General features: G+C 57.0%; 22 protein-coding genes. 15 read left to right on the forward strand and 7 right to left on the reverse strand.

Going from position 1 to position 26,248, the window contains the following annotated elements; genetic code table 11:
- The first annotated feature begins 6 nt into the window (after positions 1 to 6).
- Genes BSY240_RS02965 through BSY240_RS02980 form a run of 4 tightly spaced genes read left to right on the forward strand, consistent with a single transcriptional unit; the run spans position 7 to position 4,807 of the window.
- Positions 7 to 2,121: a hypothetical protein gene (locus BSY240_RS02965; RefSeq protein WP_069041363.1), complete on the forward strand. Its 2,115-nt coding sequence runs from the start codon at positions 7 to 9 to the stop codon at positions 2,119 to 2,121.
- 3 nt (positions 2,122 to 2,124) lie between these two features.
- Positions 2,125 to 2,535 carry a hypothetical protein gene (locus BSY240_RS02970; protein ID WP_069041364.1) on the forward strand — a complete coding sequence of 137 codons (411 nt, stop codon included), beginning with the start codon at positions 2,125 to 2,127 and terminating at the stop codon, positions 2,533 to 2,535.
- A 2-nt stretch (positions 2,536 to 2,537) separates the two neighbouring features.
- The gene (locus tag BSY240_RS02975; protein WP_069041365.1) at positions 2,538 to 2,924 is read left to right on the forward strand and encodes a DUF6262 family protein; all 387 of its coding nucleotides are present in this window, start codon (positions 2,538 to 2,540) and stop codon (positions 2,922 to 2,924) included.
- The gene (locus BSY240_RS02980; protein ID WP_069041366.1) at positions 2,921 to 4,807 is read left to right on the forward strand and encodes an AAA family ATPase; all 1,887 of its coding nucleotides are present in this window, start codon (positions 2,921 to 2,923) and stop codon (positions 4,805 to 4,807) included. Before BSY240_RS02975 ends, BSY240_RS02980 begins: the two co-directional genes overlap by 4 nt.
- Before the next feature lie 252 nt (positions 4,808 to 5,059).
- Here BSY240_RS02980 and BSY240_RS24575 read toward each other — a convergent pair whose 3' ends face one another.
- Positions 5,060 to 5,347, reverse strand: a complete 288-nt coding sequence (locus BSY240_RS24575; protein WP_150127385.1) for a helix-turn-helix domain-containing protein — start codon at positions 5,345 to 5,347, stop codon at positions 5,060 to 5,062.
- A gap of 144 nt (positions 5,348 to 5,491) precedes the next feature.
- On the opposite strand from BSY240_RS24575, the gene BSY240_RS02985 reads away from it, so the two are divergent.
- Both BSY240_RS02985 and BSY240_RS02990 read left to right on the forward strand, forming a co-directional pair.
- Positions 5,492 to 5,794, forward strand: coding sequence for a DUF6634 family protein (locus BSY240_RS02985; RefSeq protein ID WP_069041367.1), 303 nt, complete (start codon positions 5,492 to 5,494; stop codon positions 5,792 to 5,794).
- Between the two features lies 1 nt (position 5,795).
- Entirely contained in the window at positions 5,796 to 7,673 is a 1,878-nt protein-coding gene (locus tag BSY240_RS02990) for an AAA family ATPase (RefSeq protein WP_069041368.1), read from the forward strand.
- Between the two features lie 472 nt (positions 7,674 to 8,145).
- Here the strand turns inward: BSY240_RS02990 and BSY240_RS02995 are convergent, their stop codons facing one another.
- Entirely contained in the window at positions 8,146 to 8,784 is a 639-nt protein-coding gene (locus BSY240_RS02995; RefSeq protein ID WP_069043807.1) for an SOS response-associated peptidase, read from the reverse strand.
- A gap of 609 nt (positions 8,785 to 9,393) precedes the next feature.
- Between BSY240_RS02995 and BSY240_RS23585 the strand changes: the two genes are divergently transcribed.
- Positions 9,394 to 9,600, forward strand: a complete 207-nt coding sequence (locus BSY240_RS23585) for a hypothetical protein (RefSeq protein ID WP_083229545.1) — start codon at positions 9,394 to 9,396, stop codon at positions 9,598 to 9,600.
- Between the two features lie 102 nt (positions 9,601 to 9,702).
- On the opposite strand, the gene BSY240_RS03005 is transcribed toward BSY240_RS23585, so the two are convergent.
- The gene (locus BSY240_RS03005) at positions 9,703 to 10,506 is read right to left on the reverse strand and encodes a hypothetical protein (RefSeq protein ID WP_150127386.1); all 804 of its coding nucleotides are present in this window, start codon (positions 10,504 to 10,506) and stop codon (positions 9,703 to 9,705) included.
- Between the two features lie 360 nt (positions 10,507 to 10,866).
- On the opposite strand from BSY240_RS03005, the gene BSY240_RS03010 reads away from it, so the two are divergent.
- The 4 genes from BSY240_RS03010 (at position 10,867) to BSY240_RS03025 (ending at position 17,742) form a co-directional block, all read left to right on the forward strand.
- On the forward strand, positions 10,867 to 11,682 hold the full coding sequence (locus tag BSY240_RS03010; RefSeq protein ID WP_069041371.1) for a hypothetical protein: 816 nt from the start codon (positions 10,867 to 10,869) through the stop codon (positions 11,680 to 11,682).
- A 248-nt stretch (positions 11,683 to 11,930) separates the two neighbouring features.
- Positions 11,931 to 13,073 carry a DNA cytosine methyltransferase gene (locus tag BSY240_RS03015; RefSeq protein WP_083229546.1) on the forward strand — a complete coding sequence of 381 codons (1,143 nt, stop codon included), beginning with the start codon at positions 11,931 to 11,933 and terminating at the stop codon, positions 13,071 to 13,073.
- Positions 13,073 to 16,060: an ATP-binding protein gene (locus BSY240_RS03020; RefSeq protein ID WP_069041372.1), complete on the forward strand. Its 2,988-nt coding sequence runs from the start codon at positions 13,073 to 13,075 to the stop codon at positions 16,058 to 16,060. The genes BSY240_RS03015 and BSY240_RS03020 overlap by 1 nt, the downstream gene beginning before the upstream one ends.
- Complete coding sequence (locus BSY240_RS03025) at positions 16,057 to 17,742, forward strand: response regulator receiver domain (protein WP_069041373.1); 1,686 nt, start codon at positions 16,057 to 16,059, stop codon at positions 17,740 to 17,742. Before BSY240_RS03020 ends, BSY240_RS03025 begins: the two co-directional genes overlap by 4 nt.
- Before the next feature lie 308 nt (positions 17,743 to 18,050).
- Here the strand turns inward: BSY240_RS03025 and BSY240_RS03030 are convergent, their stop codons facing one another.
- Entirely contained in the window at positions 18,051 to 19,217 is a 1,167-nt protein-coding gene (locus BSY240_RS03030; RefSeq protein ID WP_069041374.1) for a DUF3800 domain-containing protein, read from the reverse strand.
- Between the two features lie 701 nt (positions 19,218 to 19,918).
- Positions 19,919 to 20,548: a MarC family protein gene (locus tag BSY240_RS03035; protein WP_054148128.1), complete on the reverse strand. Its 630-nt coding sequence runs from the start codon at positions 20,546 to 20,548 to the stop codon at positions 19,919 to 19,921.
- Positions 20,549 to 20,743: 195 nt separating this feature from the next.
- On the opposite strand from BSY240_RS03035, the gene gyrA reads away from it, so the two are divergent.
- Complete coding sequence (gene gyrA / locus BSY240_RS03040) at positions 20,744 to 23,545, forward strand: DNA gyrase subunit A (protein ID WP_054148127.1); 2,802 nt, start codon at positions 20,744 to 20,746, stop codon at positions 23,543 to 23,545.
- A 171-nt stretch (positions 23,546 to 23,716) separates the two neighbouring features.
- Here gyrA and BSY240_RS24485 read toward each other — a convergent pair whose 3' ends face one another.
- Entirely contained in the window at positions 23,717 to 23,851 is a 135-nt protein-coding gene (locus BSY240_RS24485; RefSeq protein ID WP_256367283.1) for a hypothetical protein, read from the reverse strand.
- A gap of 59 nt (positions 23,852 to 23,910) precedes the next feature.
- Complete coding sequence (locus BSY240_RS24075) at positions 23,911 to 24,063, reverse strand: hypothetical protein (RefSeq protein ID WP_153762199.1); 153 nt, start codon at positions 24,061 to 24,063, stop codon at positions 23,911 to 23,913.
- Positions 24,064 to 24,514: 451 nt separating this feature from the next.
- Here BSY240_RS24075 and coaD point away from each other — a divergent pair, with 451 nt between their 5' ends.
- Genes coaD through BSY240_RS03055 form a run of 3 tightly spaced genes read left to right on the forward strand, consistent with a single transcriptional unit; the run spans position 24,515 to position 26,156 of the window.
- The gene (coaD, locus tag BSY240_RS03045) at positions 24,515 to 25,009 is read left to right on the forward strand and encodes a pantetheine-phosphate adenylyltransferase (protein ID WP_069041375.1); all 495 of its coding nucleotides are present in this window, start codon (positions 24,515 to 24,517) and stop codon (positions 25,007 to 25,009) included.
- Between the two features lie 27 nt (positions 25,010 to 25,036).
- Entirely contained in the window at positions 25,037 to 25,606 is a 570-nt protein-coding gene (locus BSY240_RS03050; protein WP_069041376.1) for a peptidylprolyl isomerase, read from the forward strand.
- A gap of 40 nt (positions 25,607 to 25,646) precedes the next feature.
- Positions 25,647 to 26,156, forward strand: a complete 510-nt coding sequence (locus BSY240_RS03055; protein ID WP_069041377.1) for a peptidylprolyl isomerase — start codon at positions 25,647 to 25,649, stop codon at positions 26,154 to 26,156.
- Positions 26,157 to 26,248 lie beyond the last annotated feature (92 nt).

A 26,248-nucleotide genomic window follows, 5' to 3' on the forward strand; every position in this document is an offset into this window, starting at 1 on the left:
GCTGGCATGAGCGGCACTGTTCTCAAGTTTAGCAGCAGCAAGACGGTATACCCTTCCGACCGTGTCGCCGAGTTCGTTGCCATGGCTCGTAAAGTCGAGGCTCTGATATCGAATGAACAATGGGAATTAGACGCTTGGCCAGTTGGCGATTCCTTTATCACAAAGGGACAGAACCGGGATAACCGAATTTTTGCGTTCTACAATCGGGATACCACTCTGACCCCTAGCCACGAACTAATCGGGGGAGCTCCGCTCGCTGCTACGTTCAAGGAGTTTGCCAAGGCCTACATCCGGTACCTCCATTCGGCGTCTCCTGTCACGTTTGAGGCCACAACCAAGCGGCTCGGCGCTTTGCGGCTTATCGAGGCCAGTTTCCGGTCACTGAACCTCCAGCCGCTGATTGAAAACCTGAACGTCACGGTTCTAAACACGGCTGTTTCTATGGCCAAGGGAGGCATTGGTGCAGGGCGTCACTATCAGCTCGCGAGCGGCATCCAGCAGATTCACCGCTTCTGCCTCGACCGAAGCTTCCTTTTCGCGCCATTCCAGTGGAAGCACGGGGTCAGAAAACCTAAGGATAAGACAGAGGAGATTGGTAAGGAAGCAAGAAAGTGGCGTGACAAAAAACTCCCTAGCCCGCGGGCCTTTCATGCGCTGGCCTTTATTTACCGGCATTCTAAGACTTTTGTGGACCGTCTCTACTCCGCGATATCAGCCATATTGGTGGCGATTCCTATCCGGATCCATGAGGTGCTGCAGCTTCGCAACGATTGCGAGGTCTACGGGACAGTAAATGATCCCGAAACCGGACAGACGGTGGACGGGTACGGGATTCGGGTGTTTCCCGGAAAAGGAAATCCACCGCAGGTCAAATGGGTGCCCACCGGGATGGCGTCGCTTGTGCGGGATGCCGTGGCCCGGATCCGCGAGATGTGTGCCCCGGCACGCGCCCTTGCAGCTTGGTACGAAGCCAATCGCGGTCAATTGTACCTGCCCGAGCATCTGGAGCGCTTTCGCGACAGCGACTGGATACCCATTGAACACCTTCCCTCATTACTTTGCGGTCAGGATGTACGGGCTGCCGCAAGGTGGATTCGCCAGAATGGTGTCGAATGTCGCTGCGAGGGGCCGCGCAACAGCGTGAAAGAGGTGCGCCTCTCGTCATTGACCGATCGGCTCCTCCAGGATCTTCCTAAGCGCTTTCCAAAGTTCAATGGGGAAGATGACCAGACCTATTCGCAGACCTTAGCCGTGCTGTTTGTAAATCAGGCCCACGGCCGAAGAAGCGCCTATTGCACCCTAGTCGAGCAGGTGACTATCCAGTCGTACCATAACTGGCTTGCGGGCAGCAACAATGGAAGGAAACTGAGCGTCTTTGAGGAATGGGACTTCGCGGAGGCCGATGGTACTCGTATTGAACTTGGCAGTCACAACTTCCGTCACTGGCTAAACACGGTCGCCCAACTCAAGGGTATGAGCGAAGTCGATATCGCCATGTGGAGTGGACGCGAGATCCAGCAGAACAGGGCTTACGACCATGTCACGCCGGAAGAGACACTGAGCCAGATCAGGGCCGCGTTTGACGACGGGACCGGGATCGGCCCCATGTTCGAGGCGGGCAGAATGGTCGGCATCAACCGCCCCGTAGACCGAGAGGAGTTCGTAGACGCCCAGATTGGCGCCGCCCTGACGACAGAACTCGGGATCTGCCTCCACGACTACTCGCTGCTTCCGTGCCAGACCCACGCGGCCTGCCTAGACTGTTCCGAGAATGTCTTCATCAAGGGTGACACGAAGCATCGCGACAATATAGAAAAGCGCCTTACCCTCACCCAGAAGCAGCTCGACGATGCGCTCTGGGCCATGGGGTCCGACTACTTCGGCGCCGATAAATGGGTCCTATCCCACACTGCCAGCATCGCAAAGATGCGGGAAATGATCGCGATCCATGACGATCCGTCGGTACCCGATGGCACTGTGGTCAACCTTCGGGGCGCATCCCGCGACAGCGAGGTGGCGATGGCCGTCCGCGACAGGGATGAGCGTGGCGGCGGTCCTGCGACCGGTCATGCAGATAACGATGAGGCGGACGAGCTTCTCGCCGACATGTGGAAGGACTGATCGGTGGCCAAGGCGCGCCTCACGAGGGATGAAATCGATCGGATAGTCGAGCTTCTGACATCCTGGCGCGGAAAGCTGAGCTGGGAGCTGTTGCTGAAACGTGTAGAGGCGATTCTGCGCCGCCCATTCACGCGGCAGGGGTTGGCGAAGCAGGAAAACATCCAGACCGCATACCAGCAGGCGAAGAACCGGATTCGGCTGGTCAAGCCGACATCCTCCAAGTCGCCTGAGATTGAACTCATGCAAAGCACCATCGACAGTCTGCGAGCGAAGATCGCCGTTATGGAGGCGGAGCGAGGTCGCTACGATGAGAAGTTCGCCACCTGGCTGTATAATGCGCGGAGCCGCGGAATCTCAGAGCTTGATCTGAACAGACATCTGCCGGAAGTGGACCGGGACCGGAGCACGAAGTAGCGATGAGCGTCAATTCCTTCCAGCAGATAAGCGAGGAAAACTTCCTCCGGCTTCAGGCCTACATCGAGAAAATGCGTGCTGCTGGCCTGAAACTCCCTAGCCGGGGCGGCAAGGTCAACAAGACGGCTGTTGCTACCGCCTGTGGCTTCAATCGAGAGACGTTCACCCAGAACAAGCGCTTCGAGCAGCGGCTGGATGATGCCGTCGCCATGCTGGGTCTGGAAGGTCCGGTCACACCCGAGCCACCGCGCCGGGACAGAGCCGACAAAGCGCGTATCACCATGCTTGAACAGCAGCTCGCAGCGCTGAGGGGCGAGAACTATGAACTGCGGCGAAGGCTCGCAAGATACGAGCATGCGACGCTAACGGGTAGGCGGGTGATCGCATGATTGAAGTCCCGAGTGGCCGCTACATCGTCGAATTCCTTGCGACGCGACCGGAGTTCGTTGGTGTGGGCAAAGCGACGGCTGTACGCCTCTGGGAGCGTTTCGGACAAAATCTCTACGCCATTCTCGGCGATGGCGACATCGACCGCCTCTCGGAGTTGCTCGACCGCAATCAGGCAGCGATTGTCATTGAGGCTTGGCGGAACCAACAGGCGCTCGCCGACTGCGTCGTATTCTTTGACGAGCATGGGATCGAGATCGGCATATCCCGAAAGGCAATCGACTTCTGGGGCATTGAGGCCGTCCAGAAGATGAGAGACAATCCGTATCGTCTACTGACCGTATGCACGTGGCCCCAGGTCGACCGGGTCGCGACCGCTCTCGGCATCCGCAATGACGATCCCCGGAGGCTTGTCGCTGCTGTCGAAAGCGTTCTCTACGACCGTCTCGACCGGAAGCATACCTGGTGCGACGGATCTCTTATGAGGGGCCTAGTGGCGAAGCGTCTCGGAACCGCGGTAGAGCACGCCTCCGCCGCGGTCGAACTGGCGGTCGCCGACGGCGCAGCAATCCCCATAGAAGGCGGGTTTCAGCCTGCTGGTGCCGCCTACATGGAGCGGTTTATCGAAGCCCGTATCCGTGGGCATCTCCGAAAGTTATCCGACCGCGACCTGTTCCTTGATGGCATTCGCACGGAGGATGTCGCCAGCTTCCTCGCGGGGTTAGGTCCGTCCGCATCCCTGACGGTCGAGCAGCAAAAGGCTGTCGAGATGGTCATGCAGAACCCTTTCTCGCTGCTCATTGGCGGTGCTGGCGTCGGCAAGACCACCACACTTCGAGCCATCAATGCGGCTGCCAAGCACTTCGGTATGAACGTCTACCAATTGGCCATCGCCGGTCGTGCCGCCGGGCGGATCGCCGAAGCCACGCAGCAGCCCGCTCAGACTGTCGCGTCGTGGCTGAAGGGGCTAAGTGACGGTCGCATCGAACTTGGGAGGCACACACTCGTTGTTGTCGACGAAGCCTCGATGCTCGACTTACCGACGCTATATCGCATCCTGTTCTATCTTCCAACAGAGGCCCGTTGCCTTCTGGTTGGCGACACGGCGCAGCTACCACCGATCGGGTTCGGGCTCACTCTTCATAGCCTTGTCCTCGATGAGCGGATTGCGAAAGCGGTCCTCACCCAGATCTTCAGAGCCTCGAAAGCTTCCGGCATTCCCCAAGTGTCGCTAAGCATTCGCAATGGCCATGTTCCGGAGCTTCTCGCGTACCAGAATGGAAGCCTCGGCTGCAGCTTCATGGAATGTTCCGAGGCTGGTATCATCGGATCTATCGAGGATATTGTCCAAGACCTCCGCCACGAGGAGGTGCAGATTGTTGCTTCGGTATATGCCGGAACTGCAGGCATCGACACCATCAATGCGTACTTCCATGATCTCCGAAAGCGGGCTGGACTCAATTCGATGCATGGGTTCGCCGAAGGTGACCCGTGCATATGGACCGTCAACGACTATGACCGCCATCTCTGGAATGGATCGATGGGAACCGTTGCCGCGTTCGATGGCGACAGCGTAGTAACGATGTTCGATGGGAAATGCCACCGGGTCGGACCAAGCGAGATTCAGAAACTCAGCCTTGCGTACTGCATCAGTGTTCACAAGGCGCAGGGCAGTCAGTTCAAGAACGTCGTTCTGCCCGTTTTACCGACCGCCAATATGGATCGCGCCATGATCTACACCGCTGTGACTCGGGCCACTGATCGGATTATTCTGGTCGGTTCTAAAGCCGGATTTTCCCAGGGTATTCAGCGATATCCTAGATCTCTGAGGCGGGAGGTTGCCCTAATGCTGAGATCTGCGGATACGGCCGACTGTGCGGTCTAACGACGCAAGTCAGGAAAGCAGAATTTGAGCCGGTACACATTTCATCACATGATCTGGCGCGGACATCGTGAACTAACACGTTGCCACACTTAAAGTTTCGCCTTCTCACCTGACCCGAGGCACGACTTGAGGCGCGCGAAGCCATGCGTAGCGCAGCGCGCCGTCTTGGATAGCAATTACAGGTCGACAGTCGGAATGGTTGCCAGAAGCGTACATTGCCGCAATTGATAGCCCTAGGCGCCAAACGAATTGTCAACCCTTGGGCTTTTCGATGGATGCAGTTTCCGAATTATCGAAGACACCCCATCCGTTTCCACCTTTAGGCTGAACGAACAGGATTCCTCTTTGCTCATAGTAGCGCTGTAGCAGCACATAGCCATTCGGCCAGTCGCGCCGGCCTGTCTCAAGTCGCTGTATTGTACTTCTCGATAGGCCTGCAGCGTCCGCCACCTCGGCCTGTTTCATACCGAGTAGTTCTCTGGCGGCTCTTAAGGTTCTGGGTGGGGCTATCATCATCAAATACCATTGCCTGTGCGACATCAATCACCGCCACTCCAAGGACTCAAGGGAGAAATGTCCCAACACGAAATTCACAAAATTGGTGGACGCCTTAGGCGTCCACTGGACGCCTAAGGCGTCCTGCGCTACGACCCTTATAAAGGGCAATAGCGAAGGATTGAGCATATGACATTCGTCTTCGATGATCCGAGAATCATGCGGCGTGTGCTCCATGATCTGGAGGACCTGCAAGCGGGAACGCTGGACACTGCGGAAATTCTGGCTAAGGCGCCGCTTCTGGAAGACCATAGGCTGGTCCTCGGCTGGTGCCATGCGATGAAAGGAATCGTCACAGGCCACCCATTGCTCCCAGACGGAAACGAGGTCGTTACCAGCCAACTAATCTACATGAACCCTGATATCGGTCTCGCCCGGACCCTCAGCCGCTGGTACCGCCTTGGTGCGCCGCGACCAAAGCGGGGGCACTGACATGCAGCGCGATCAGCTTCGTGAACGCTTCCGAGATCTGAAGAAGGATCCGAGTGGACTACTCGCGTACTTCGCACTTCGGCGCATCATTAAAAAGGATGGTGTCAACTTTCGTCCAGCCGATGGATTTATCATCGCAACTGTCCCGCCCGACTTTCGCCCGCTCTCATATAAGAAGGCGTGGCACGTGCTCTTGAATGTCGATGGAGACGAATGGGGACTGCATCGCGAAGCCGTGCGACTGGCCAACACAACCAACCGGAAGAGAACCATTGAACACGAGCCTTCGATTTTTGAACTGCGAGGTCTGCGTATCCTTTTGGCAACCCACATAAACGAGGTCGCCAACGAAGTGCGTTTCGCCGCAGAGCGGATCTTATCTTTAAGCCCGCCGTCCGCGGATGATGTCCACGCTACCCGACGCATCCTTGGCTTACCGAGATTAAGTAACGAGCAGGTGAGTGTCCTTGTAGGCAAGCCGGAGACCACAATGCTTGCTGGGGTGATGAAGCCGCAATGGTGCGCTGATGATACACGAGCGCTGCTTGAGCTTGAGCACTTGGACGAAGAAGGGCCGAGTCTATTCGATTTGCCAGGCTTCGAAGAGCAAAAGGTTTGGGCCCAGGGATTGGTCAAAGACATCGGTCTTTGGCGACAAGGGAAGTTGGGTTGGAAGGATATCGGGCAGAGTGCGCTCGTATCCGGTCCGCCGGGTGTGGGAAAGACGTATCTCGCATCCGCCCTTTCCACGGCGCTTGGCTTCCGCTTGGTCCAGACCACGGTCGGTGTGTGGCAAACGGGAGGTTACCTCAACGACATGCTTGCAGCGATGAGACGCAGTTTCGACGAGGCCAAGGCAACTGGTGGAGCAATCTTGTTCATCGACGAATTCGATGGCATCGGATCGCGCCCGAGCCGACCGACGGGGCGCCCCAACGAGACGTACTGGCAAATAGTCATCAATGAGTTCCTCAGCCTGATGAATGCCCCAGGAGAGGGCGTGATTGTCATCGGTGCCACGAATTATCCGGAATGGATCGATCCCGCTATCATGCGGGCCGGCCGCATCGAGAAACACTTCAAGTTGGGTCTGCCAGACGCTACGACTCGGGCGGAAATCTTGCGCTACTATACTGGCGGGGCTCTACTGTTCGAATCCTTGACCGAGCTTGCCGACGATCTCGAAGGGAAGTCTGCGGCGGCACTTGAGGAACTCGTTCGATCGGCCCGTCGGCTAGCAAGGAATGAGGAGCGGGAACTCCAGTTGAGCGACTTGCGCGCTGTGATGCCGGAGAGGAAGAGCTACGCTCCCGAAGAGCAGTTCAGGCTGGGCGTCCACGAAGCGGGCCACGCCTTAATCGCACTAACGCTTAATTGCGCGCGCTCCGCGACGATCGAGATAAAGGATAGTTTCGACATTTCACCGGGTTCATATCTGCGGGGCCGGACCTCGTATGATCTGTTCGATGATAACCTGCCAACCGAAACCGTTCTTCTAAATCGAATTGCGATGTCCCTCGCTGGAATGGCTGCCGAGGCGGCCGTCTTCGGAGATCGATCCCTGGGTTCCGGAGGTCTAGTCGGTAGCGACGTCGAACATGCGACAGCGATCGCTCGACGACTGGTTGGATCGTATGGTTTGGGCGAGACGCCATTCTTCTTCGCCACGCCAGAGGAGCTGGATGAAGAACGAATGCCTCCCGCCCTTGAGGCTGAGGCGATGGAGATCTTGCGCAAACAGTACGAACGCGTGCTTGGCATCCTCTCCCGTGAGAAGGACCAGCTTATCGCCCTTGCTTCCGAGGCCGTGGCACATGGGAAAGTCATGATCGAAAGAGATGCAGGACTGGTTAGCGCAAATTCAGCGGCGGTCGACTAGGGTCGAGTACAAGAAGACCGTCGCATATCGGCATTTGGGGGCGTTCTGGTAATATCCCTCAATCCATAGGTTTGATGGCAATTCGATGACAGCTTCGTCAAAACCCCTCTAGTTCTATGGGAGATTAGTCTTAGTAATTTATGGTAAAGTCTACATGCGGCGAGAGTGGGGGCTGTCATGAAACATGACGAGTTGATCGCTGACATGCTGCAAGCTGCTTTGAAACTTGCGAAGGAAAGCAGGTACGAATTCGTATGCTATCTGATCGAAATGGCCCTGCTTCATCTCCGCAAGGATGGACAGCAGAAGAGCGGGTGCAAGCTATCAGGCGGCTAGACGAAGTTGCTCAGCGCTTGCAGAGCCTAATGGAGGTGGCCGATGATAACGGCCACACTCTCCTTGCATATCTTATCAACATGGCCGAGGTCGAAGCTCGCTACGTTGCTGACGAACATCGCAAGCATCTCAAAAACTAGCCAGCAAGAGGAAGCAGGATCATGTCTGCTGCCGGAAGCGGTCGTTGCAATTTGAGTGCGTCGTCCCACGGTGCTGTCATCCAGGTCTCGCGCTCTTCTTCTGTAGTGAGAATGACTGGCATCGCCTTCGGGTGAATGGGGGCGACAACTTCGTTCGGTTCACACGTCAAGAAACCGAACAGCTCGTGGGTGCCTGGCCGCGGCGTTTTCTGTGAACCGCGGACACCATTCCATGTCGTCCAGATGCCGGCAAAGAAGGTCAGTGGCTTGTCCTCGTTGATCGCGAACCAGCGCTTTGTCTTCCTGGGCTTCGTGTCTTCCCATTCGCAAAACGTCGTCCAAGGGACAAGGCAGCGGTGCTCGACACTTCGCCAAGGCTGCCAATGTCTGGATTCAATGTTCCGGATATTGGTGACACCCGTGTCCGGGTTCCCTTTGGTCACGAAACTTGGTGACGGCATTCCCCACGTCAAAGCGGCGAGTTCGCGGCCGCCGGGCGTATTGCGCACGACGGGTGCTGGACGGTCCGGATAGACATCGATCGATGGCTCGAGATTGCCGAGGATATCGTTCGCAACCCTGCCCAGCGCACGCATGGCCTCTTGGTTGGTACTAATGTTGTAGAGATTGCACATGCCGTCCTCCGCTGGCCTCCACCATCCCAGGTGATCGATTTCGGATAGTTCGATCATTTCGCCCCGATGACAAGCACGGAAGCGAAGAGCGATGTCGCGGTCGGCGAAGCTGTGCAGCAGCCAGGTCGCATCCGATTCATAGGAAATGAGCCGCGTGTGTCTCACGCCCAATGCAGTAGCTTCGTAGATGATCGGCAGTCGTTCCTGAACGCTGCGGCTTTCAGGCCAGGGAATGATGACGTGGTGGGGAAAACGTGCGTTCAGAAGGGTTTTTGTCCAACGCTGTTTGCGGCTTGCCATGGCTACTCTCGTTCGCGCCCCCGCCGAGGGGCAAAGGATTTAATTTTCCCACCGCCCAAGGAGCCGCTCCCCTTCAACGATGAATAGTTGACACTACATCAGGAGAGTGAGAACATAAAGAGAACATATGAGGTGAAACATGACCACTGCAAGCACGAATGACGTCGTTGCGAATGCCCTTGCCGAGGTAGCCAAAGCGCGAGCGTGGAGGGAGAGAAATGAAGCCCAGAGGCATCGCACTTTTGGCGGCATGGCTACTCGCCAGTCGGTCTATGTGCTCGCCCGGAAGAAGCCGGAGGAGAAAGAGTCATGCAAGCAGTGACCGCATGTGTCGAAGAGCAGCCTGACGAGGTCGAAGAAGTTCTCTCGCTGTTCGGCGGAGATGCGCGAAAAGCGCTGCGCGCGGTCCTGAGAGATTGCCATCATTTGCATGAGCAACTGAGGCTGACATCCGGTGCCATGAGTGTCGGCTTCACAAGAGGTTGGCTGCCTAAAGATCGAATAATCGATGGCTGACCTCAAAGGGCTCGCGGCGTCCATTGCTCGCTAGTGCTCTAGGTTTCACTGCGGAGAGGTCAAATTCGTCTCCCACGCACGGACTAATTTAGAATAGCATTTTTACGGAACTACGAGGTATTGTGGCGATGAAGCGATGCTGGTGTCGTCTCCGTAATTCACCAGATACGGCTTGATCCAAATTTTTTTGCGCTCCTGCCAGCCAGGACCCACAGCCTGATTCTTATAGTGACCAGCGCGGATATGTGGTTTGACGTGACCTCGGCCTTCCTCATACGCGTGATCCTTGCCCTGCCTATCAGTGCTGTAGCCGATATGTACTTTTACATAGTCTTTCGTGATCGGCGGCTTGCCCTTTTTGATGCGTGCCGCGTCTAGCTTAGGGCTGATCTGAGCGGGTTCTCGTGTGACGATTCCACGTACGTGGAGCGTCATTGCAAGACAGAGGGATATGGCTGCGGAGGGAGCATAGCTATCAATAAATTGTCTTGTAATTGGCGATGGAACCCAGCCTTGGTATGGTTGGACTATTGCGCTTCCATCTGATGCAAACGAAGCCGGAAAATAGTCCCCAAAGATCATGCTGCGCTTGGCGCGTGGGATGTGAAATGCTGGCCAGATCCGGTAACTATTCGGTCCAACGGCATCGACAAGCCAGAAGATTAGCTCATCTGTATCGTGCCCCCACTCTACAAGCATGGTCTCATATGGAAGTTCCGTGCGCCCCGCCTCAATTGCAACGGCCACGGCATGGTCGTAGTCTGCCGCATGCTCTTTTAGCCAATCCATAATGTCCCGCGAGAAGACAAATTTGGGTGCTCCCTGCATGCGCCTATATAGATCGGCTGCTCCCGGAAAGTTGGGATGCTCAACGAGGCGTAAGTCGTGAAAACGGCTGACGGACAAACGCCTCTCCTACTTCGGCATGCTGATTGGTCAGTGGCGAGACCTAACCGCTTTGTGGATTTGAGTTCAAGGCCTGCTGTGATCTCTGGGCGGAGAGAGCCGCCCGAAATTACGCATGCGCGAGCTAAACCGATTTTCGCAAGGGGCCGCGAGTGAGTGACTGATGACTAAATGATAGACGGCGGAGTCCGACATTCAGTCATCTGGCGCGGCAGTCCGAGTTTGGGCGAATGCGGTCACTAAAGGTGTGCTATATTGTCGGCCACGATGTTCGAGTTCCGCCAACGAGGGCTTACCATCTCAAGTGCCTCTGACCTCCATGTTGTGTGGAAATGCGATTCGAGTGTGCAGCAAAGGACAATGCTTGCAGCTATGCGGCTGTCATCGAAGCTGTTTGTCAGGACCGAGAACTGCATGAAGTACCCAATTTGCAACGCACTTAGCGCCAATGCCGCAAAGCACTGTGCAGCTTTGGTAGTGACGGAGAACTTCGAGGTCGGCACAAGGACATTGTCCAAGCTCGCTCAACCCAAAGAGACGCTCCGGAACGGGACACTCACATTTGTCTCTAGTAAGGGGCGTACGTTCGGCATCACCTGTAAGCATGTGGTGCAGCACTATCGCGACCTTACTGCTGCATCTGACAAAAGCGCGTACTCCATGCGCACTATGCTGAACGGTTTCTACGTCGTCATGGATCGCTTCAAAACCCCACAGCCACAGTACGGCGATGGTCCGCTGGACATTGCCGTAAGGGAAGTCATGCCCGAATTCATCGCGAAGCTCGGTAAAGAGCCTTTTGATCTCGACGCTTGCCCAGACCTGCCTTCGCAGATACGGCATGGTTACGCAGTAGGGTTTCCCGAAACCCTTAAGCGCCGCGTTCAGTCTGACCCACTTGGCTATAAGGTTTCTATGCCACAGCTCGAAGTCCTCGCGGAACTTCGGCATACGCCAACTAGGCGATTTCAGCTCGTCAGCGAAATCGGTGAGCCTCCAAAACATTCGGACTTTAGCGGAATGAGTGGTGGGCCGATCTTCTGGAGCACAGAAACCGAGTATGGAATGCTTGGCATCACATATGAAGGAGACGTTGGAAGTGACGGCAGAAGTATTCACATCTTTGGTGAGTTCGCTGCACGCGACACCATTCTGGACTGGATCGATCAGTTGTGAGTGGTTAGATGTCGGCCCACCGCGAGATGGCTAAGCTTCATCGTCGGGGAGCGGCGCCAAAATTCTAATACGCGTTGTGACGATTCATAGCTGCACCCCAAGTGAGAAGATCGTTATCCGCGACTTTGGTTGCGGTAGTCACATTCATTTATTATTAGTTGACAGGTTGAAATTATAAACGTGAGACTGGCGCGTAACCGAGCAAGTCCTGCGCCGAAATGCACATGCTTTGAAAGTCATAGAGCACCATGTTTCTCGAAAGGCTGGTCGGTGAGCGGCCGATTGCGATCCCGATTTCCCATTCTGAAAGTGACGCTGCGATTCGACCAGCAGCACCGATCTTCGTGTACGATTTCTTCTCGGGTTGTGGTGGTGCGAGCGAGGGTCTCAGGGCGGCAGGGATGAAACCTGTGCTCGGGCTTGATGTCGATCACGAGGCCATGGCGACTTTCGCTCACAATTTCGTGGGCGCCACCGCGTTAATTAAGAATATCTGTCACCTCACCACGTCGGAGATTGAGTATCTATTTGAAAAGGAGCGGGTTTCACCTGTGCTATTCAGCGCCTGTGCTCCATGCCAGCCGTTCTCTCGCCAGAACCGCCAGCGCAAGGAGAAGGACAGCAGAGTATCGCTTCTGAAGGAGCTGGCGCGATTTGTGCTCCGGTTCCGTCCCGAGCTGATCTTCGTCGAGAATGTTCCAGGTCTACAGACCTTTTCGGAAGCCGAAGACGGGCCCCTGCAGGAGTTGCTCGAACTCCTGGACGCCAACGGCTATAAGCATTCTGTACGCATCGTAGAGGCAAGGGAGTACGGAGTTCCCCAGAACCGCCGGAGGCTCGTGCTTGTTGCAAGCCTCTTCGGCGAGTTCGAATTCCCAGCGCCGACCCACGGCAGTGGTGAAGGGCTTCATGCTGTTAAGACCGTTCGCGACGCGATAGGACATTTTCCTCCGATTGCGGCTGGTACTTTGGATCAGAGTATACGAAACCACTATGCTTGCGCGCTTGCGCCCCAAAATCTCGAAAGAATCCGGGCCGTGACGGAAGGCGGGGGGAGGCGTACATGGTCAGAGCATCTGAAGCTGGACTGCCACAAAGGCCTCAAGGGCTACACTGATGTATATGGGCGGATGAGCTGGGATCGTCCATCGCCGTCGCTCACGACCCGCTGCATCAGTCTTTCGAACGGTCGATTCGGCCATCCTGAGCAGGATCGGGCGATCAGTGTTAGGGAAGCCGCCTCGCTACAGTCCTTCCCTGATAGCTTCGAGTTTTTCGGAAGTCTGAATTCTCAGGCCCGTCAGATCGGGAACGCGGTGCCGCCACGTCTTTCCGAAATCATCGGACGCGCAATGATTTTGCATGTCCGAAAATACCTGGGTCAATCCTGATGGCGAAATTCGGCATTGGAGCGCGGGCGATTGACCTGCTCGGCCGCCAGCAGGTGGCGGGAACTCCCACCGCGATATCGGAGCTTTTCAAGAATGCTCATGATGCGTACGCGCGCAATATCGTCGTTGATTTCTACCGCGTTAAAAACCTGCTCGTCTTGCGCGACGACGGTGTCGGAATGTCCCGCCGCGACTTTGAGACTAGATGGCTGACCGCCGCGACGGATAGCAAGCGGGAGAGCGGATACATGCCGCCGCCGGAAGCCGACCCTGATCAGCCGCTGCGGCCCGTGATGGGCGAGAAGGGTATTGGCCGGCTTGCCATTGCGGTCCTCGGCAAGCAGGTTCTAGTTCTCACGAGGCAAAAATCCCCCGATGCTTCCAAGCCCCTGGTGGTGGCTCTGCTCCACTGGGATGTCTTCAGCCTGCCGAATATACAGCTCGGCGATATCGAGATCCCTCTGAGGGAGCTCGAGGGTGGCACATTGCCTGACCGGGTAATAGTATCAGAAATGGTGCAGGAGGCCGTTCGTAACCTCGAGCATCTTTCTAAGGACACAGATCCAAAGCTGGCGGAGCAGATTATCGAAGACCTCCGCAGGTTCGACGTAGACCCAGCGTCTCTCGCCTCAGTTATGCTGGAAGGCCCGGATCTGCGCGGCAAGGGTTATGGTACCCACTTCTACATCCTTCCAACGAACGAGACGCTGGCTCTCGATGTGGACGAGGTTGCCGAGGATGAGAAAGCGACGCCCATGCAGAAGGCCTTGCTTGGGTTCTCAAACACAATGGTGCCCGGCCATACTCCGCCGCCGATGCGCACAGCCTTCCGAGACCACAAGGGAGGAGGTCTGTGGGAGGACATAATCGGCTCGAACCAATTCTTCACGCCGCAGGATTTTGAGAGTTCGGATCATCAGGTGTCCGGCGCTTTCGACGAGCACGGCCAGTTTTCCGGTTCTATCCGTGTCTTTAACGGCGAAGTCCGTCCGCTGCGTATCCACTGGCCGAACGGCAAAGGACAGCCGACCAAATGCGGCCCTTTCACGCTCTCGTTCGCTTATGTGCAGGGGACAGCGAGGGAAACGCTTCTACCCCGCGATCGTTGGAACGAGATGATCGGGAAACTCAATAGGATCGGCGGTCTTTACCTTTACCGCGACAATATCCGGATCCTTCCCTACGGTGACTCGGACTACGACTTTCTCGACATAGAACGACGAAGGACTAAGCACGCGGGCTACTACTTTTTTTCTTATCGAAGGATGCTGGGCGTTATCGAGACGACTAAGCGCGCCAACGCCAATCTCGTCGAAAAAGCTGGACGGGAAGGGTTCCAGGCAAACGCAGCGTACAAAGAATTTCGGGCCATCCTTGAGAACTTCTTTATCCAGCTAGCCGCCGAGTTTTTCCGGGAGGGCGGCACTTCGAGCGACGAGTTCTTTGCTCTCAGGGAGGAGAATGCGAAGAATTTTGAGATTCTCAAGAAACGCGAGCAGCAGATTGCAACCCAGCGTCGTAAGCTCTCCAGGAGCCTTGAGTGGTTCTTCGAGAAGATGGCTGAACGTTCTTTTGAAGACGGTGTGCACGACGTCGTTGCATCTATCGAAAGCAGGCTGGCCCGTCTTTCCGAGGGAGAAATCGATCCGGGCGAGATACGCCGCATGGAAAGCAGCGCGCTCGCCGAAATCGCGGCGATTTCTCGAGACTCGCGGATCGTCCGTCCCAGAGCTGTTGGCCTCACCAAGGAGCAGTCGAGGCAATGGGCGAGCTATGAAGCTCAGCGTAGCCAGCTTGAAAACAGCGTATACCTCCCGGCGATGGACAGAGTTCGATCTGCGTTCGCAGCCGCCAAGGACCGGTTGGGCATGGCTGACCAAGCCCGACAACTCGCTTACGAGACAATTTCAGAAATCTCGTTAGACAGCCAGCGACAGATGCGGAAGCTGTCATCCGACGTCCGCTCCGATGCGGACGGATTCCACGAGCGTGTGGTGCAACTGACCAAAGATAGCATCAGGACGGTGCGAGAGGCGATCGAGGGAAAGCTGATAGCTTTCGAACGAGAGGCGTCCGCGAACATGACACCGGAGCAGATTTCGCGGATCCAGAGTTCGATCGAGGCCGAGATAAGGTCAGTAACTGAGCGGCAATCCGAGATCCTCCAGAAGATCGCCTCAGATATCGCTTCAGTCGCCTCAGACGGCCCTCGTATGGACGAGCTGCTAACGGCGATGGAAACAGATCTGGAGGATCGCCGCGATCGTGAAGAACTAAGCATGCGTCTGGCGCAAATGGGACAGGCTATCGGCATCGTCCATCATGAGTTCAGCGCCGCGATTCGAACCGTAAGGCGTAACGTGCGCCGTCTCGAGAGCTGGGCCGACAGGAACGAGAAGTTCCGAAAGGTCTACGATGACATTACGCAGAGCTACGCACACTTGGACAGTTATCTGTCTCTGTTCGCTCCACTCAGTCGCGGTCTCGACCAGACGAAACGGGTCATACGTGGATCCGAGGTCACCAGCTATCTAATGGAATTGTTAGGCGATCGCCTGCGCCGCCACAATGTGGAACTCATTGCGACTTCGGATTTCCAGGGCACAGAGATCGAGGCCTTCGTGTCGACTATATATCCGGCATTCGTAAACCTGGTCGACAACTCGATTTATTGGCTGAATCACGGTCAGTATCTCGATACGGGCACTGCGTCGAACCAACGTCCAAAGCGAGTGATACTCGACCGACAAGACAATTCGCTTCTTATTTCAGACAGTGGTCCAGGTGTTCTTCCGGGCGACGAATATGCAGTTTTCGAGACGGGATTTTCTCGAAAGCCTGGCGGAACCGGTCTTGGCCTGAGCATTACGCATGATGTTCTGAATAGGCAGGGCTTTCAACTAACGCTAGATCTCTACGAGAAGGGCGAGGGTGCCACATTCCGAATTAGGATCCCTGACGACGCAATTCTGGAAGACAGTCCATGACCTTTGAGGAGCAGTGTAGTTCTGCCGCAGCGAATTTCCTTCAGACCGCCGTCCTCGTCGACGACCAAGCGGAGTTTGGGATGCCAGCAGACATGGTGTCAGACCCAGACGGAGGGGCATTCGAGGATCCAGACGAACTATCTGCGGTGAGCGTGACGGGCGCGACTCCGGCAGCGCAGCCGATTAGGGAGCGTCTGGACGCCGGAGCGATAACACGCGGCTTTGCTGAGAAGGGGTTGATCTGCAGCGTCCTGAAGCCTCAGTCGGCAGCTTCCATATCCATGGAAGTGCTCCGGCTGGCGCCGAAAAGTGACATCATCGTTCTCGACTGGCAGATGGGGAGCGTGGATAACGGTGACATTGCCCTTGGGATCATCTTTAAAGTTCTTGAAATGGATCGTCGGGCTGGCGGTCGATTAAGGCTGTTTGCCATCTACACGGGCGTGCGGGATCTCAGCACGGTTTCGGTCCGCATTGCGGACGAGCTTCCATCGCTCAAGGCTTCGTCGAATCCTTTCGAGTTCTACAACGAACCAGCCACTGCCAAGGTTGTCGTTCTCGGCAAGGGAATTGCAACGGATCACGAGGCTGGGCAGGAGGAGCGTTGCACGGAGGAAGAAGGACTCGCAACGAGGCTAATCACTGAGTTCGCAAAATTCTCTGGTGGCATACTCAGGAACGCTACGCTAGCTTCTATGGGGCATCTGCGCAGCAACACTCATCGCCTACTTGCGCGTCTGAATGGCGATCTCGACGGCCCAGTCGTTACCCAGTTCGCACTCCTGAATAATCCGGCTGATGCGCAGCAGTATATCGCCGACTTGATTCTTCAGGAAATAGAGGCTCAGGTCCCACTCGAGGAGATCGTTGCAAGATATGCAGGTCCAGACAGCATCAAGAAGCGCATTACTCAACTCTTCGCAGAGGGAGGGAAGTCGAGGATACCCCTGGATGCCGAAGGAAAGACAATGTACGAGTTGCCGGAAGCTTCCGCATTGTCGCTGGTCGACGGACCGCTTGAGACGCTTAAGTCGCATATAGGCGACTTCGCGAATACACTTGGTAAAATGCCAAAGGAAATTTCCGGACAGTTTGGACCAGATTCTATTCCTCAAAGGTTGTATGGGGTTCTAGGCGATGATTTCGCGGAGGGCGTCCGCAAACATGAGGATTTCGCGATTGCTTCGGCGATCCGGCTGACTAACCTGGAGGCGCAGAGCTTTAGAGATCGCAAACTTCCGACGATACGGCTTGGATCGATCATCCATGACGCGGACGGTTACCATATTTGTCTCACTCCTGTTTGCGACAGTGTTCGCCTCCCGAGAGAGAAGGCTCAGTTCCTGTTTGGTCGTCTCGTGGAGGACGAGAGAAAATTCAACGTCATTGTGGACGATGACGGCGTCCGCCGGCGGCTTCTCATCGATCGGAAGAACGTGTTCATTAAGACGCTTGAACTGATCCCAGCAGCAGATCGCACGATCCGCGTCGAGAGGAGGTTGTTCGACTATCTCGTTCCTGTTTTTTCTCCAGATGACGGAAAATTGTTCGTTCGGTGGGTTGCCGAAATGAAGCCCATGCAGGCGCAGAGGGTAGTTAACTCAGTAACCTCGAACCTATCGCGCATCGGGCTCGATGAATTTGAGTGGCTGCGACAGCTTGGCGTGAACTGGACCGGTTGAACATAGAACGCCGAAATAGACGTCTAACCAGGCGCGAGAAGACGATTGCTGCATACCTACTGCATGCGACGCGTCGCCCTGGAGCGTCAGGGGCTGTGCTCTTAGATGAACCAGGCTTCTGGTGGCCGCGGCTATCTGCTCACCAAGAAATTCCGCCCTATAGGCTTTAGCGAACTTGTTCTCCGATTCCGACACGAGCGATACTACACTGGTGAAACTTGATAGTGCTCGCTTTTGGGGTCTTGTTGCTTTTTCAAGCCAGCGGCTACAACGGGCGTGTGCCGTTAAGTGTGAGGGCGCTACGCCGATCAATCGAGGTTCAGACGGAACTGGCCAGTGTCGAAACCGTTTTCGGCAACTCGGTAGTAGACCTCGATAGGCAGCCCGGTACCTTTCCCTGATGCTGTCATCGCTAACTCATACAGAACCGCATAGTTCACGGCCGCGGACCTGTTCCGAAGATCAAGTCTTTCGATGTCTGGAAAAACTGAATCGCGAAGCATGCCGGCATCGAGAATGGTCGTGATTGATCGCATGTCCTCGTGCAGGCCGTGCTGGAAAGCACTAGCTGCTGTACTCGCTAAAACATCGGCGATTTGCACCGAAGCGTGCGATTTAGAATTAACAAACTTGATGGGCCCGACAAGTTCCCAGCCCGGTTCGTCAACGCCAACAATCTCCCTAATGCGGCGTATGATTTGCTCCTGACTTTGCCCACCCAGATCTCCTGCTATCGCCCGGAGGGGTTTGCTGTCGTCACACTGAACTGAAAGGGGAACTCTCTGCTTGCCCCAATGATTGAGGTGGCTCCAGAGCGAGGAAGCAGAAAGATCCAGCATCCACCGACCTCCGTCCGCCATGCGATCCACGACAGAGGCATTGTCCGCCGCAATGACGTCGCGAAAGCCGGTAGCGAAAATCTGGAGCAAAGAAAAAGGTCGCAGCGAGGCCGCTTCACTGGTGTCCTTGAACTCAAAAAGTAGCGGCGCAACCGCAGGATTCTTCGTGCGCATGTACGCCTGAAACTGCGCAAGGAAGCCCTCTGCGTGCTCGTCCATACCTATTGCGTAAGTATAACAGAACATGGCGACAAAGCGGTGAAAGTCTTTCCGGTAGAAAATTCGCGGGTCGTTCTGGAAAACAGGTTCGAATATATACTCAAATACCCATCCGCAGAGAGCGAGCAGCTTGTCAGAAGCGGTAATTGCAAACCGCCCCTCCAGCTTTTGAACAAGGGTACATATCAATTTCCGACCGCGGGGGGATGAGAGGAGCTTGGCGGCCTTCAGCTCTGGCATTTGGACCGGGTGGAGTCGTCGCGCGGCAGCCATGAGATCTGCAGCTTCGGCGTCACCTATATTGATTGAAGCGAACGCGAAGAACGGCTGTTCCTTAGCTAGCAGATCAGGCCCCGTATGCCCCGCTTCGTCGCATGCAATTTCCAAAAAGTCCCCCGTCGATCGGCGCGATGCCATTACTTTTTATCACCAGAAATACGACAGGCATTGTTCTGTCAGGAAAACGGGAGAGGCGAGTGGAGCGGATTTTTACAATGCTCGGAGGCACCGTCAAGATCGAGGCTTTTTTGGAGGTGGGGAACTGCGGGGAGATCATCTCAACCGACACAAGCCACGTTGTGCAGAGGTGAAGATTTGCGAACGCAACTGCGAGCAAGCTTCTCTTCGCCAGTTCTGAAGCTTCCCGTGCGGCCTAACAGGCATGAATGCAACCATCGAACACGACTGGCGGTCTGTCGGTCAGGAGCCGCTCCGGCGGTCAGACACATGCACGTCAACGCAGGCCGGACTTCCGCATCCAGAACACCATGGGTCCGCTCTCCCATCGAGTTGGGGGGGGCGGGTCGGGTAGGGGCCATGAGTAACCTTGAGCGTCCAGCGGCGGCCGTTTTGTAAACTAATTGTTCGTTTTTTCGCGGATTTCGACCATTTGTTTACAGACTAACGATCGAGCGCGACTGTTTCTCGTTTATCATATTGAAATCGCCCTTGTTCTCTCTCTCAGTTTACAATTCTGCTCCCTCTTACCGTTCTGAGAACAGGCCGGATCAGATGAAAAATGGGGGCCTCGGCCCCCATAATCATTTGCGGTCAATGCTGGTCTGCAAGTCGCCCGCCCGAAGGGAATTCGGCAATTGGCGAATTACCTTCCGGGCCTGTCAGCCAGCGAAGGCGGACTTCACGCCATCGACGACAAACTGGACCGAAAGCGCGGCCAGCAGCACGCCCAACAGACGCGTGAGCAGCGCGCGGCCAGTCACTCCGAGGAACTTGTTCAGCCTTTCTGCGAGGTAGAGCGATACCAAGACGAGGCCGAGGACCACGGCGATGACGGCAATCAGCTGCAGCTTTCCAATCCATCCGTCCATCGTACCCGAGATCAGCACGGTGGCCGATATGGCGCCGGGGCCGGCGATCAGCGGGATGGCGAGCGGGAAGACGGCGAGGTTGTGGATGTGATCCTTGGTGATTGCATCGCCTGTCGTCTTTTCCTTCCGCTCGTTGCGCTTCTCGAAGATCATCTCGAAGGCAATGGCAAACAGCATCAAGCCGCCGGCGATGCGGAAGGCGCCCATGGAAATGCCGAGCGCGCCGAGAATGGTGGCGCCGAACAGCGCAAAGACGGTCAGGATGGCGAAACCCATCACGGAGCCGCGAATGGCAACCTGCTGGCGCTGCTCGCGCGTCATGCCCTGGGTCAGTCCGAGAAAGAGCGGGGCAAGCCCCGGCGGATCGACGGTGACCAGCAGGGTCGTCAGCGCGCTGATCATCGTTTCTGTCATCGCCATGGTGTATCTTTCTCCTGTCCAGGCACGCATAAAGCCGAAGCCTTGGTGGCCTTGCAAGGCTGGCCCCCAAGATATTGACGAAAATGCCTTTCCCAGGCCGTAAAAGCCTGTTTATAACCGGCCTCGAAATTGGCGCGCGCGCGCGTGTTCCGCTATAGATTTCCCAGTGATTCCGAACAGAGATCGTGACCTGATTTGACTGAGCAAAGCACTCCCGGCGGCGGCAAGTTCCCGCAAGGCATCGAGCCTATTTCCATCATGGAGGAAATGCAGCGGTCCTATCTCGATTACGCGATGAGCGTGATCGTGAGCCGCGCACTTCCCGATGTGCGTGACGGGCTCAAGCCCGTGCATCGCCGTATCCTTTACGGCATGAACGAGCTCGGCCTCGACTGGAACAAGAAATACGTCAAGAGCGCCCGCGTCACCGGTGACGTCATGGGTAAGTATCACCCGCATGGCGACTCCGCGATCTATGACGCGCTCGCCCGTATGGCGCAGCCATGGTCGCTGCGCATGCCGCTCATCGACGGCCAGGGCAATTTCGGCTCCGTTGACGGCGACCCGCCGGCAGCACAGCGTTACACGGAATGCCGCCTGCAGAAGGTCTCGCATGCGCTGCTCGACGACCTCGACAAGGAAACGGTCGACTTCCGCGACAACTATGACGGCACCATGTCGGAGCCGGTCGTCGTTCCTGCCAAGTTCCCGAACCTGCTGGTCAATGGTGCGGGCGGTATCGCGGTTGGCATGGCCACCAATATCCCGCCGCACAACCTGGTGGAGGTTCTCGACGGCTGCACGGCGCTGATCGACAATCCGGCGATCGAGCTGCCGGAACTGATGCAGATCATTCCGGGTCCCGACTTCCCGACCGGCTCCATGATCCTCGGCCGCTCGGGTATCCGGTCTGCCTATGAGACGGGTCGCGGTTCCGTGGTCCAGCGCGGCGTCGCCCGCGTTGAGCCCATGCGCGGTGACCGCGAGCAGATCATCATCACCGAGATCCCCTACCAGGTGAACAAGTCGACGATGATCGAGAAGATGGCCGAACTCGTGCGCGAAAAGCGCATCGAGGGCATCTCCGACCTGCGCGACGAATCCGACCGCGATGGCTACCGCGTCGTCATCGAGCTGAAGCGCGACGCCAATGCCGATGTCATCCTGAACCAGCTCTACCGTTACACGCCGCTGCAGACCTCCTTCGGCTGCAACATGGTGGCGCTGAACGGCGGCAAGCCGGAACAGCTGACCCTGCTCGACATGCTGCGCGCCTTCGTCAACTTCCGCGAGGAAGTCGTCAGCCGCCGCACCAAGTATCTGCTGCGCAAGGCACGTGACCGGGCCCATGTCTTGGTCGGTCTCGCGATTGCCGTTGCCAATATCGACGAAGTCATTGCGCTCATCCGCAAGGCGCCGGATCCGGCAACCGCCCGCGAACAGCTGATGACGCGCCGCTGGCCGGCCCATGATGTCGAATCGTTGATCCGCCTGATCGACGATCCGCGCCACCGGATCAACGAGGACCTCACCTACAACCTGTCGGAAGAGCAGGCACGCGCTATTCTCGAACTGCGTCTCGCTCGCCTGACGGCACTCGGACGCGACGAAATCGATGAAGAGCTGAACAAGATCGGCGCGGAGATTTCGGACTATCTCGACATCCTCTCGTCGCGCGTTCGCATCCAGCAGATCATCAAGGATGAATTCACCGCGATCCGCGACGAATTCGGCACGCCGCGCCGTACCCAGATCGTCGATGGCGGTCCCGATATGGACGACGAGGATCTGATCGCCCGGGAAGAGATGGTGGTCACCGTTTCGCATGCCGGCTACATCAAGCGCGTACCGCTGACGACCTACAGAGCCCAGCGCCGTGGCGGCAAGGGTCGCTCCGGCATGGCGATGAAGGACGAGGATTTCGCTACCCGCCTGTTCGTCGCCAACACTCACACGCCGGTTCTGTTCTTCTCCTCGCGCGGCATCGTCTACAAGGAAAAGGTCTGGCGTCTGCCGATCGGTACGCCAACCTCGCGCGGCAAGGCGATGATCAACATGTTCCCGCTGGAGCCCGGCGAGCGTATCACCTCGATCATGCCGCTGCCTGAGGACGAGGCAAGCTGGGGCAATCTCGACGTCATGTTCTCGACGACCCGTGGCACGGTTCGCCGCAACAAGCTGTCCGACTTCATCCAGGTCAACCGCAACGGCAAGATCGCTATGAAACTCGAGGAAGAGGGCGACCAGATCCTCGGCGTCGAGACCTGCACCGAACATGACGACGTGCTGCTGACAACGGCGCTTGGTCAGGCAATCCGCTTCCCGGTCGACGAAGTGCGCGTCTTTGCCGGCCGCAACTCGATCGGTGTCCGTGGTCTGACCTTGGCCGATGGCGACCGTCTCATTTCGATGACCATTCTTGCGCATGTCGATGCCGAACCGTGGCAGCGTGCGGCCTATCTCAAGCGTTCGGCAGCCGAGCGCCGGGCCATGGGCGTCGACGAAGACGATATCGCCCTGGTTGGCGAAGAAGTCGGCGCCGAAGGCGAGTTGTCGGAAGAGCGCTATCAGGAGCTCAAGGCCCGCGAGCAGTTCGTGCTCACGGTCTCCGAGAAGGGCTATGGCAAGCGCTCTTCGTCCTACGATTTCCGTACCTCCGGACGCGGCGGCAAGGGCATCCGTGCTACCGACACGTCTAAGACGGCGGAAATCGGCGAGCTGGTTGCGGCCTTCCCGGTCGAGGAAACAGACCAGCTGATGCTCGTCTCGGATGGCGGCCAGCTGATCCGCGTACCGGTCAACGGTATCCGCATCGCCAGCCGTGCGACCAAGGGCGTGACGATCTTCTCGACCGCGAAGGATGAGAAGGTTGTTTCGGTCGAGCGCATCACTGAACCGGAAGCGGATGACGAAGTCATTGAGGCTTCGGAAGGCGTCGATGGCGAGGGCACTGCTGCTCCGGTCGAAGACGCAGGCGGCGAGGCCCCTACGGAATGACATCTGGCCGGCCCGCAAGGGCCGGTTTCTCCATTCATCAATCGACAAACGAAAAGCCCGCCGGATTGTGATCCGAGCGGGCTTTTTGCTGGAGGTCTGCATCAAGTTTGACGCGGTCTTGTTTTTGGGCCGGTGTGTGGATCCACCGACTGTGACCGCTTGGGATCGGTCTCAGAAAGCCTTGCGGCGCTCCATCATGGCCCGGAAATCGTCGTTTTCGCGCTTCAAGGCCGTGAGCGCCGAGGCGACCGAGGCGACGAACATGCCGCTGATCAGAGCAGCCAGAACAGACAGGGTGATAAACATGTCATTCCTTTCTTTCTCAGCGTGTCGTTGCGTTTCTAGCGGCGAAAACTCGTATCCGATTAGTGGCCGAAGCTATGGTAACGGGCCGTCATCGGGGGGCCGTAGAATGCAGCGTCACTGCTATCCTTGATGTAAAAGGTTGCAGAGGTGGCAACCATGGCAGTCATCATCATCATCCATACGAGGTTGATCAGGGTAACTTTGTCATGCATTGCTTTAGTCCTTTGAATGCTGGCATTCGCTGCCGTAAAATGCTTGCGTGCGGAAATAGTTCCCGCACAGTGTAGGAAGACGTTTAGCGGGATGCGCCTGAAGTCCTCTTGAACGTGTCGTTCATCTCCCGTTCATCTTCGCAGTCCAATGCGACAGCTCCATCCAGTCCCGCGCGACCATCAGCCCAAGCTCGATGAGCAGAGACGCGGCGATGGCGGAAGCGATCAGAAGAGCGAGCATTGGAACGTCCTTGAACTGTCTCGGTTTGGTTGATGATTCGAACTTAGTTCTCTCGGCCTGAAGCACGCTTGAATGGCGCGTTCATCTGCGGTTCAGCGGTCTGACCCGGAGCGCCATTTGGGAAATACGTGAAAAAGACGCGCGCTCAGAGTGCTTGCGATCAGCCGCCTTCCGTGACAAAAGGCGAGCGAAACCAACCGACGGGTTCTCATGGCGACCGCATTTTATCCTGGCTCTTTCGATCCGATGACCAACGGCCACCTGGACGTAATCGTTCAGGCGCTGAACATCAGCGATCGCCTGGTGGTCGCAATCGGAACGCATCCGGGAAAGACGCCGCTGTTTACCTACGAAGAGCGTGCCGATCTGATCCGTGCGTCGCTTGTTGCAGTTCTGCCGGACAGGGCAGGGGACCTTGAGGTCGTGTCCTTCGCCGACCTCGCCGTCGATGCCGCCCGCAGGCATGGCGCCCGGATCATGGTGCGCGGTCTGCGCGACGGAACCGATTTTGACTACGAGATGCAGCTTGCCGGCATGAATGCCACCCTGGCGCCGGATCTGCAGACCGTCTTTCTGCCGGCGGCAACCGCCTCGCGGCCCATAACCGCCACATTGGTCCGCCAGATCGCCGCCATGGGTGGCGATGTCGGCTCCTTCGTGCCGGCCCCGGTGCTGGCTGCCCTCAATTCCAGATACGGCCGCTGAGCCGCAATTTTCAGAACGGGAGTGATCATGAAGCTCGTCCAACTCGCAACCGCATTCCTTCTGGCTGTAGTCGGTTTCGGCTCCGCCCAGGCCCAGTCCAACGAAGACTTCCTGACCATCCAGCTGAAGGAGGGTCCGGTCGTGATCCAGCTGATGCCGGACGTGGCACCGAAGCACGTTGCGCAGATCAAGGATCTCGCCGCCAAGGGCGAATATGACAATGTCGCCTTCCACCGCGTGATCGAAGGCTTCATGGCCCAGACAGGCGACGTGCAGTTCGGAGACATGGAAAACGGCTTCGAGCCGGGTCGTGCCGGTACCGGCGGCTCCAGCCTGCCCGACATCGAGGCTGAATTCTCGAGTGTGCCCTTCGAGCGCGGCACCGTCGGCATGGCGCGCAGCCAGGACCCGAACTCTGCCAATTCGCAGTTCTTCATCATGTTCGCCGAAGGCGGCTTCCTGAACGGCCAGTACACGGTCGTCGGCAAGGTCGTGTCCGGCATGGAATATGTCGACAAGATCAAGCGCGGCGAAGGCGGCAACGGCGAAGTCACCGACCCAGACCGCATGGTCAAGGTCACCGTCGGTCGCAACTGATATCAAAAGGGCGCTACGCCCCAATCCAAGGAGAAACACCATGGCCGAGATCAAGGATCCGGAAAACACCATCCTGATGGAAACCACCAAGGGCAAGGTCGTCATCGCGCTCTTCCCGGATCTGGCCCCCGGCCATGTCGCCCGCATCAAGGAACTGTCGCGCGAAGGCGCCTATGACGGCGTTGTCTTCCACCGCGTCATCCCCGACTTCATGGCCCAGACCGGCGACGTGAAGTTCGGCAAGAAGGGCGGATCCGACTTCAACCCCGGCCGTGCCGGCATGGGCGGCTCCGACAAGCCGGACCTGAAGGCTGAATTCTCGGCCACTCCGCATGTCCGCGGCACCTGCTCCATGGCGCGCTCGCAGAGCCCGAACTCGGCCAACTCGCAGTTCTTCGTCTGCTTCACCGACGCACCGTGGCTGAACAAGCAGTACTCCGTCTGGGGCCAGGTCATCGAAGGCATGGACATCATCGACCAGATCAAGAAGGGCGAGCCTGTCAGCGATCCCGATTCGATCGTCTCGATGAAGGTTGCCGCCGACGCCTGATCGGCTTAAAGCCACACGAAGCCCGCCTCGGTGCCTGGCACCCGGGCGGGTTTTCGCGTTTAGATCTTCCACCCACATTCTGACAGACAGCG

Origin of the sequence: Agrobacterium sp. RAC06 (assembly GCF_001713475.1) — a bacterium.
In the GTDB taxonomy this organism is placed as follows: domain Bacteria; phylum Pseudomonadota; class Alphaproteobacteria; order Rhizobiales; family Rhizobiaceae; genus Allorhizobium.

Bases quoted from the DNA above. Each gene is read 5' to 3' on its own strand.
- BSY240_RS02965 (WP_069041363.1), top strand. From the start codon at position 7: ATGAGCGGCACTGTTCTCAAGTTTAGCAGCAGCAAGACGGTATACCCT.
- BSY240_RS02975 (WP_069041365.1), top strand. From the start codon at position 2,538: ATGAGCGTCAATTCCTTCCAGCAGATAAGCGAGGAAAACTTCCTCCGG.
- BSY240_RS02980 (WP_069041366.1), top strand. From the start codon at position 2,921: ATGATTGAAGTCCCGAGTGGCCGCTACATCGTCGAATTCCTTGCGACG.
- BSY240_RS24575 (WP_150127385.1), bottom strand. From the start codon at position 5,347: ATGTCGCACAGGCAATGGTATTTGATGATGATAGCCCCACCCAGAACC.
- BSY240_RS02985 (WP_069041367.1), top strand. From the start codon at position 5,492: ATGACATTCGTCTTCGATGATCCGAGAATCATGCGGCGTGTGCTCCAT.
- BSY240_RS02990 (WP_069041368.1), top strand. From the start codon at position 5,796: ATGCAGCGCGATCAGCTTCGTGAACGCTTCCGAGATCTGAAGAAGGAT.
- BSY240_RS02995 (WP_069043807.1), bottom strand. From the start codon at position 8,784: ATGTGCAATCTCTACAACATTAGTACCAACCAAGAGGCCATGCGTGCG.
- BSY240_RS23585 (WP_083229545.1), top strand. From the start codon at position 9,394: ATGCAAGCAGTGACCGCATGTGTCGAAGAGCAGCCTGACGAGGTCGAA.
- BSY240_RS03010 (WP_069041371.1), top strand. From the start codon at position 10,867: ATGCTTGCAGCTATGCGGCTGTCATCGAAGCTGTTTGTCAGGACCGAG.
- BSY240_RS03015 (WP_083229546.1), top strand. From the start codon at position 11,931: ATGTTTCTCGAAAGGCTGGTCGGTGAGCGGCCGATTGCGATCCCGATT.
- BSY240_RS03020 (WP_069041372.1), top strand. From the start codon at position 13,073: ATGGCGAAATTCGGCATTGGAGCGCGGGCGATTGACCTGCTCGGCCGC.
- BSY240_RS03025 (WP_069041373.1), top strand. From the start codon at position 16,057: ATGACCTTTGAGGAGCAGTGTAGTTCTGCCGCAGCGAATTTCCTTCAG.
- BSY240_RS03030 (WP_069041374.1), bottom strand. From the start codon at position 19,217: ATGGCATCGCGCCGATCGACGGGGGACTTTTTGGAAATTGCATGCGAC.
- BSY240_RS03035 (WP_054148128.1), bottom strand. From the start codon at position 20,548: ATGGCGATGACAGAAACGATGATCAGCGCGCTGACGACCCTGCTGGTC.
- BSY240_RS24485 (WP_256367283.1), bottom strand. From the start codon at position 23,851: ATGTTTATCACCCTGTCTGTTCTGGCTGCTCTGATCAGCGGCATGTTC.
- BSY240_RS24075 (WP_153762199.1), bottom strand. From the start codon at position 24,063: ATGCATGACAAAGTTACCCTGATCAACCTCGTATGGATGATGATGATG.
- coaD (WP_069041375.1), top strand. From the start codon at position 24,515: ATGGCGACCGCATTTTATCCTGGCTCTTTCGATCCGATGACCAACGGC.
- BSY240_RS03050 (WP_069041376.1), top strand. From the start codon at position 25,037: ATGAAGCTCGTCCAACTCGCAACCGCATTCCTTCTGGCTGTAGTCGGT.
- BSY240_RS03055 (WP_069041377.1), top strand. From the start codon at position 25,647: ATGGCCGAGATCAAGGATCCGGAAAACACCATCCTGATGGAAACCACC.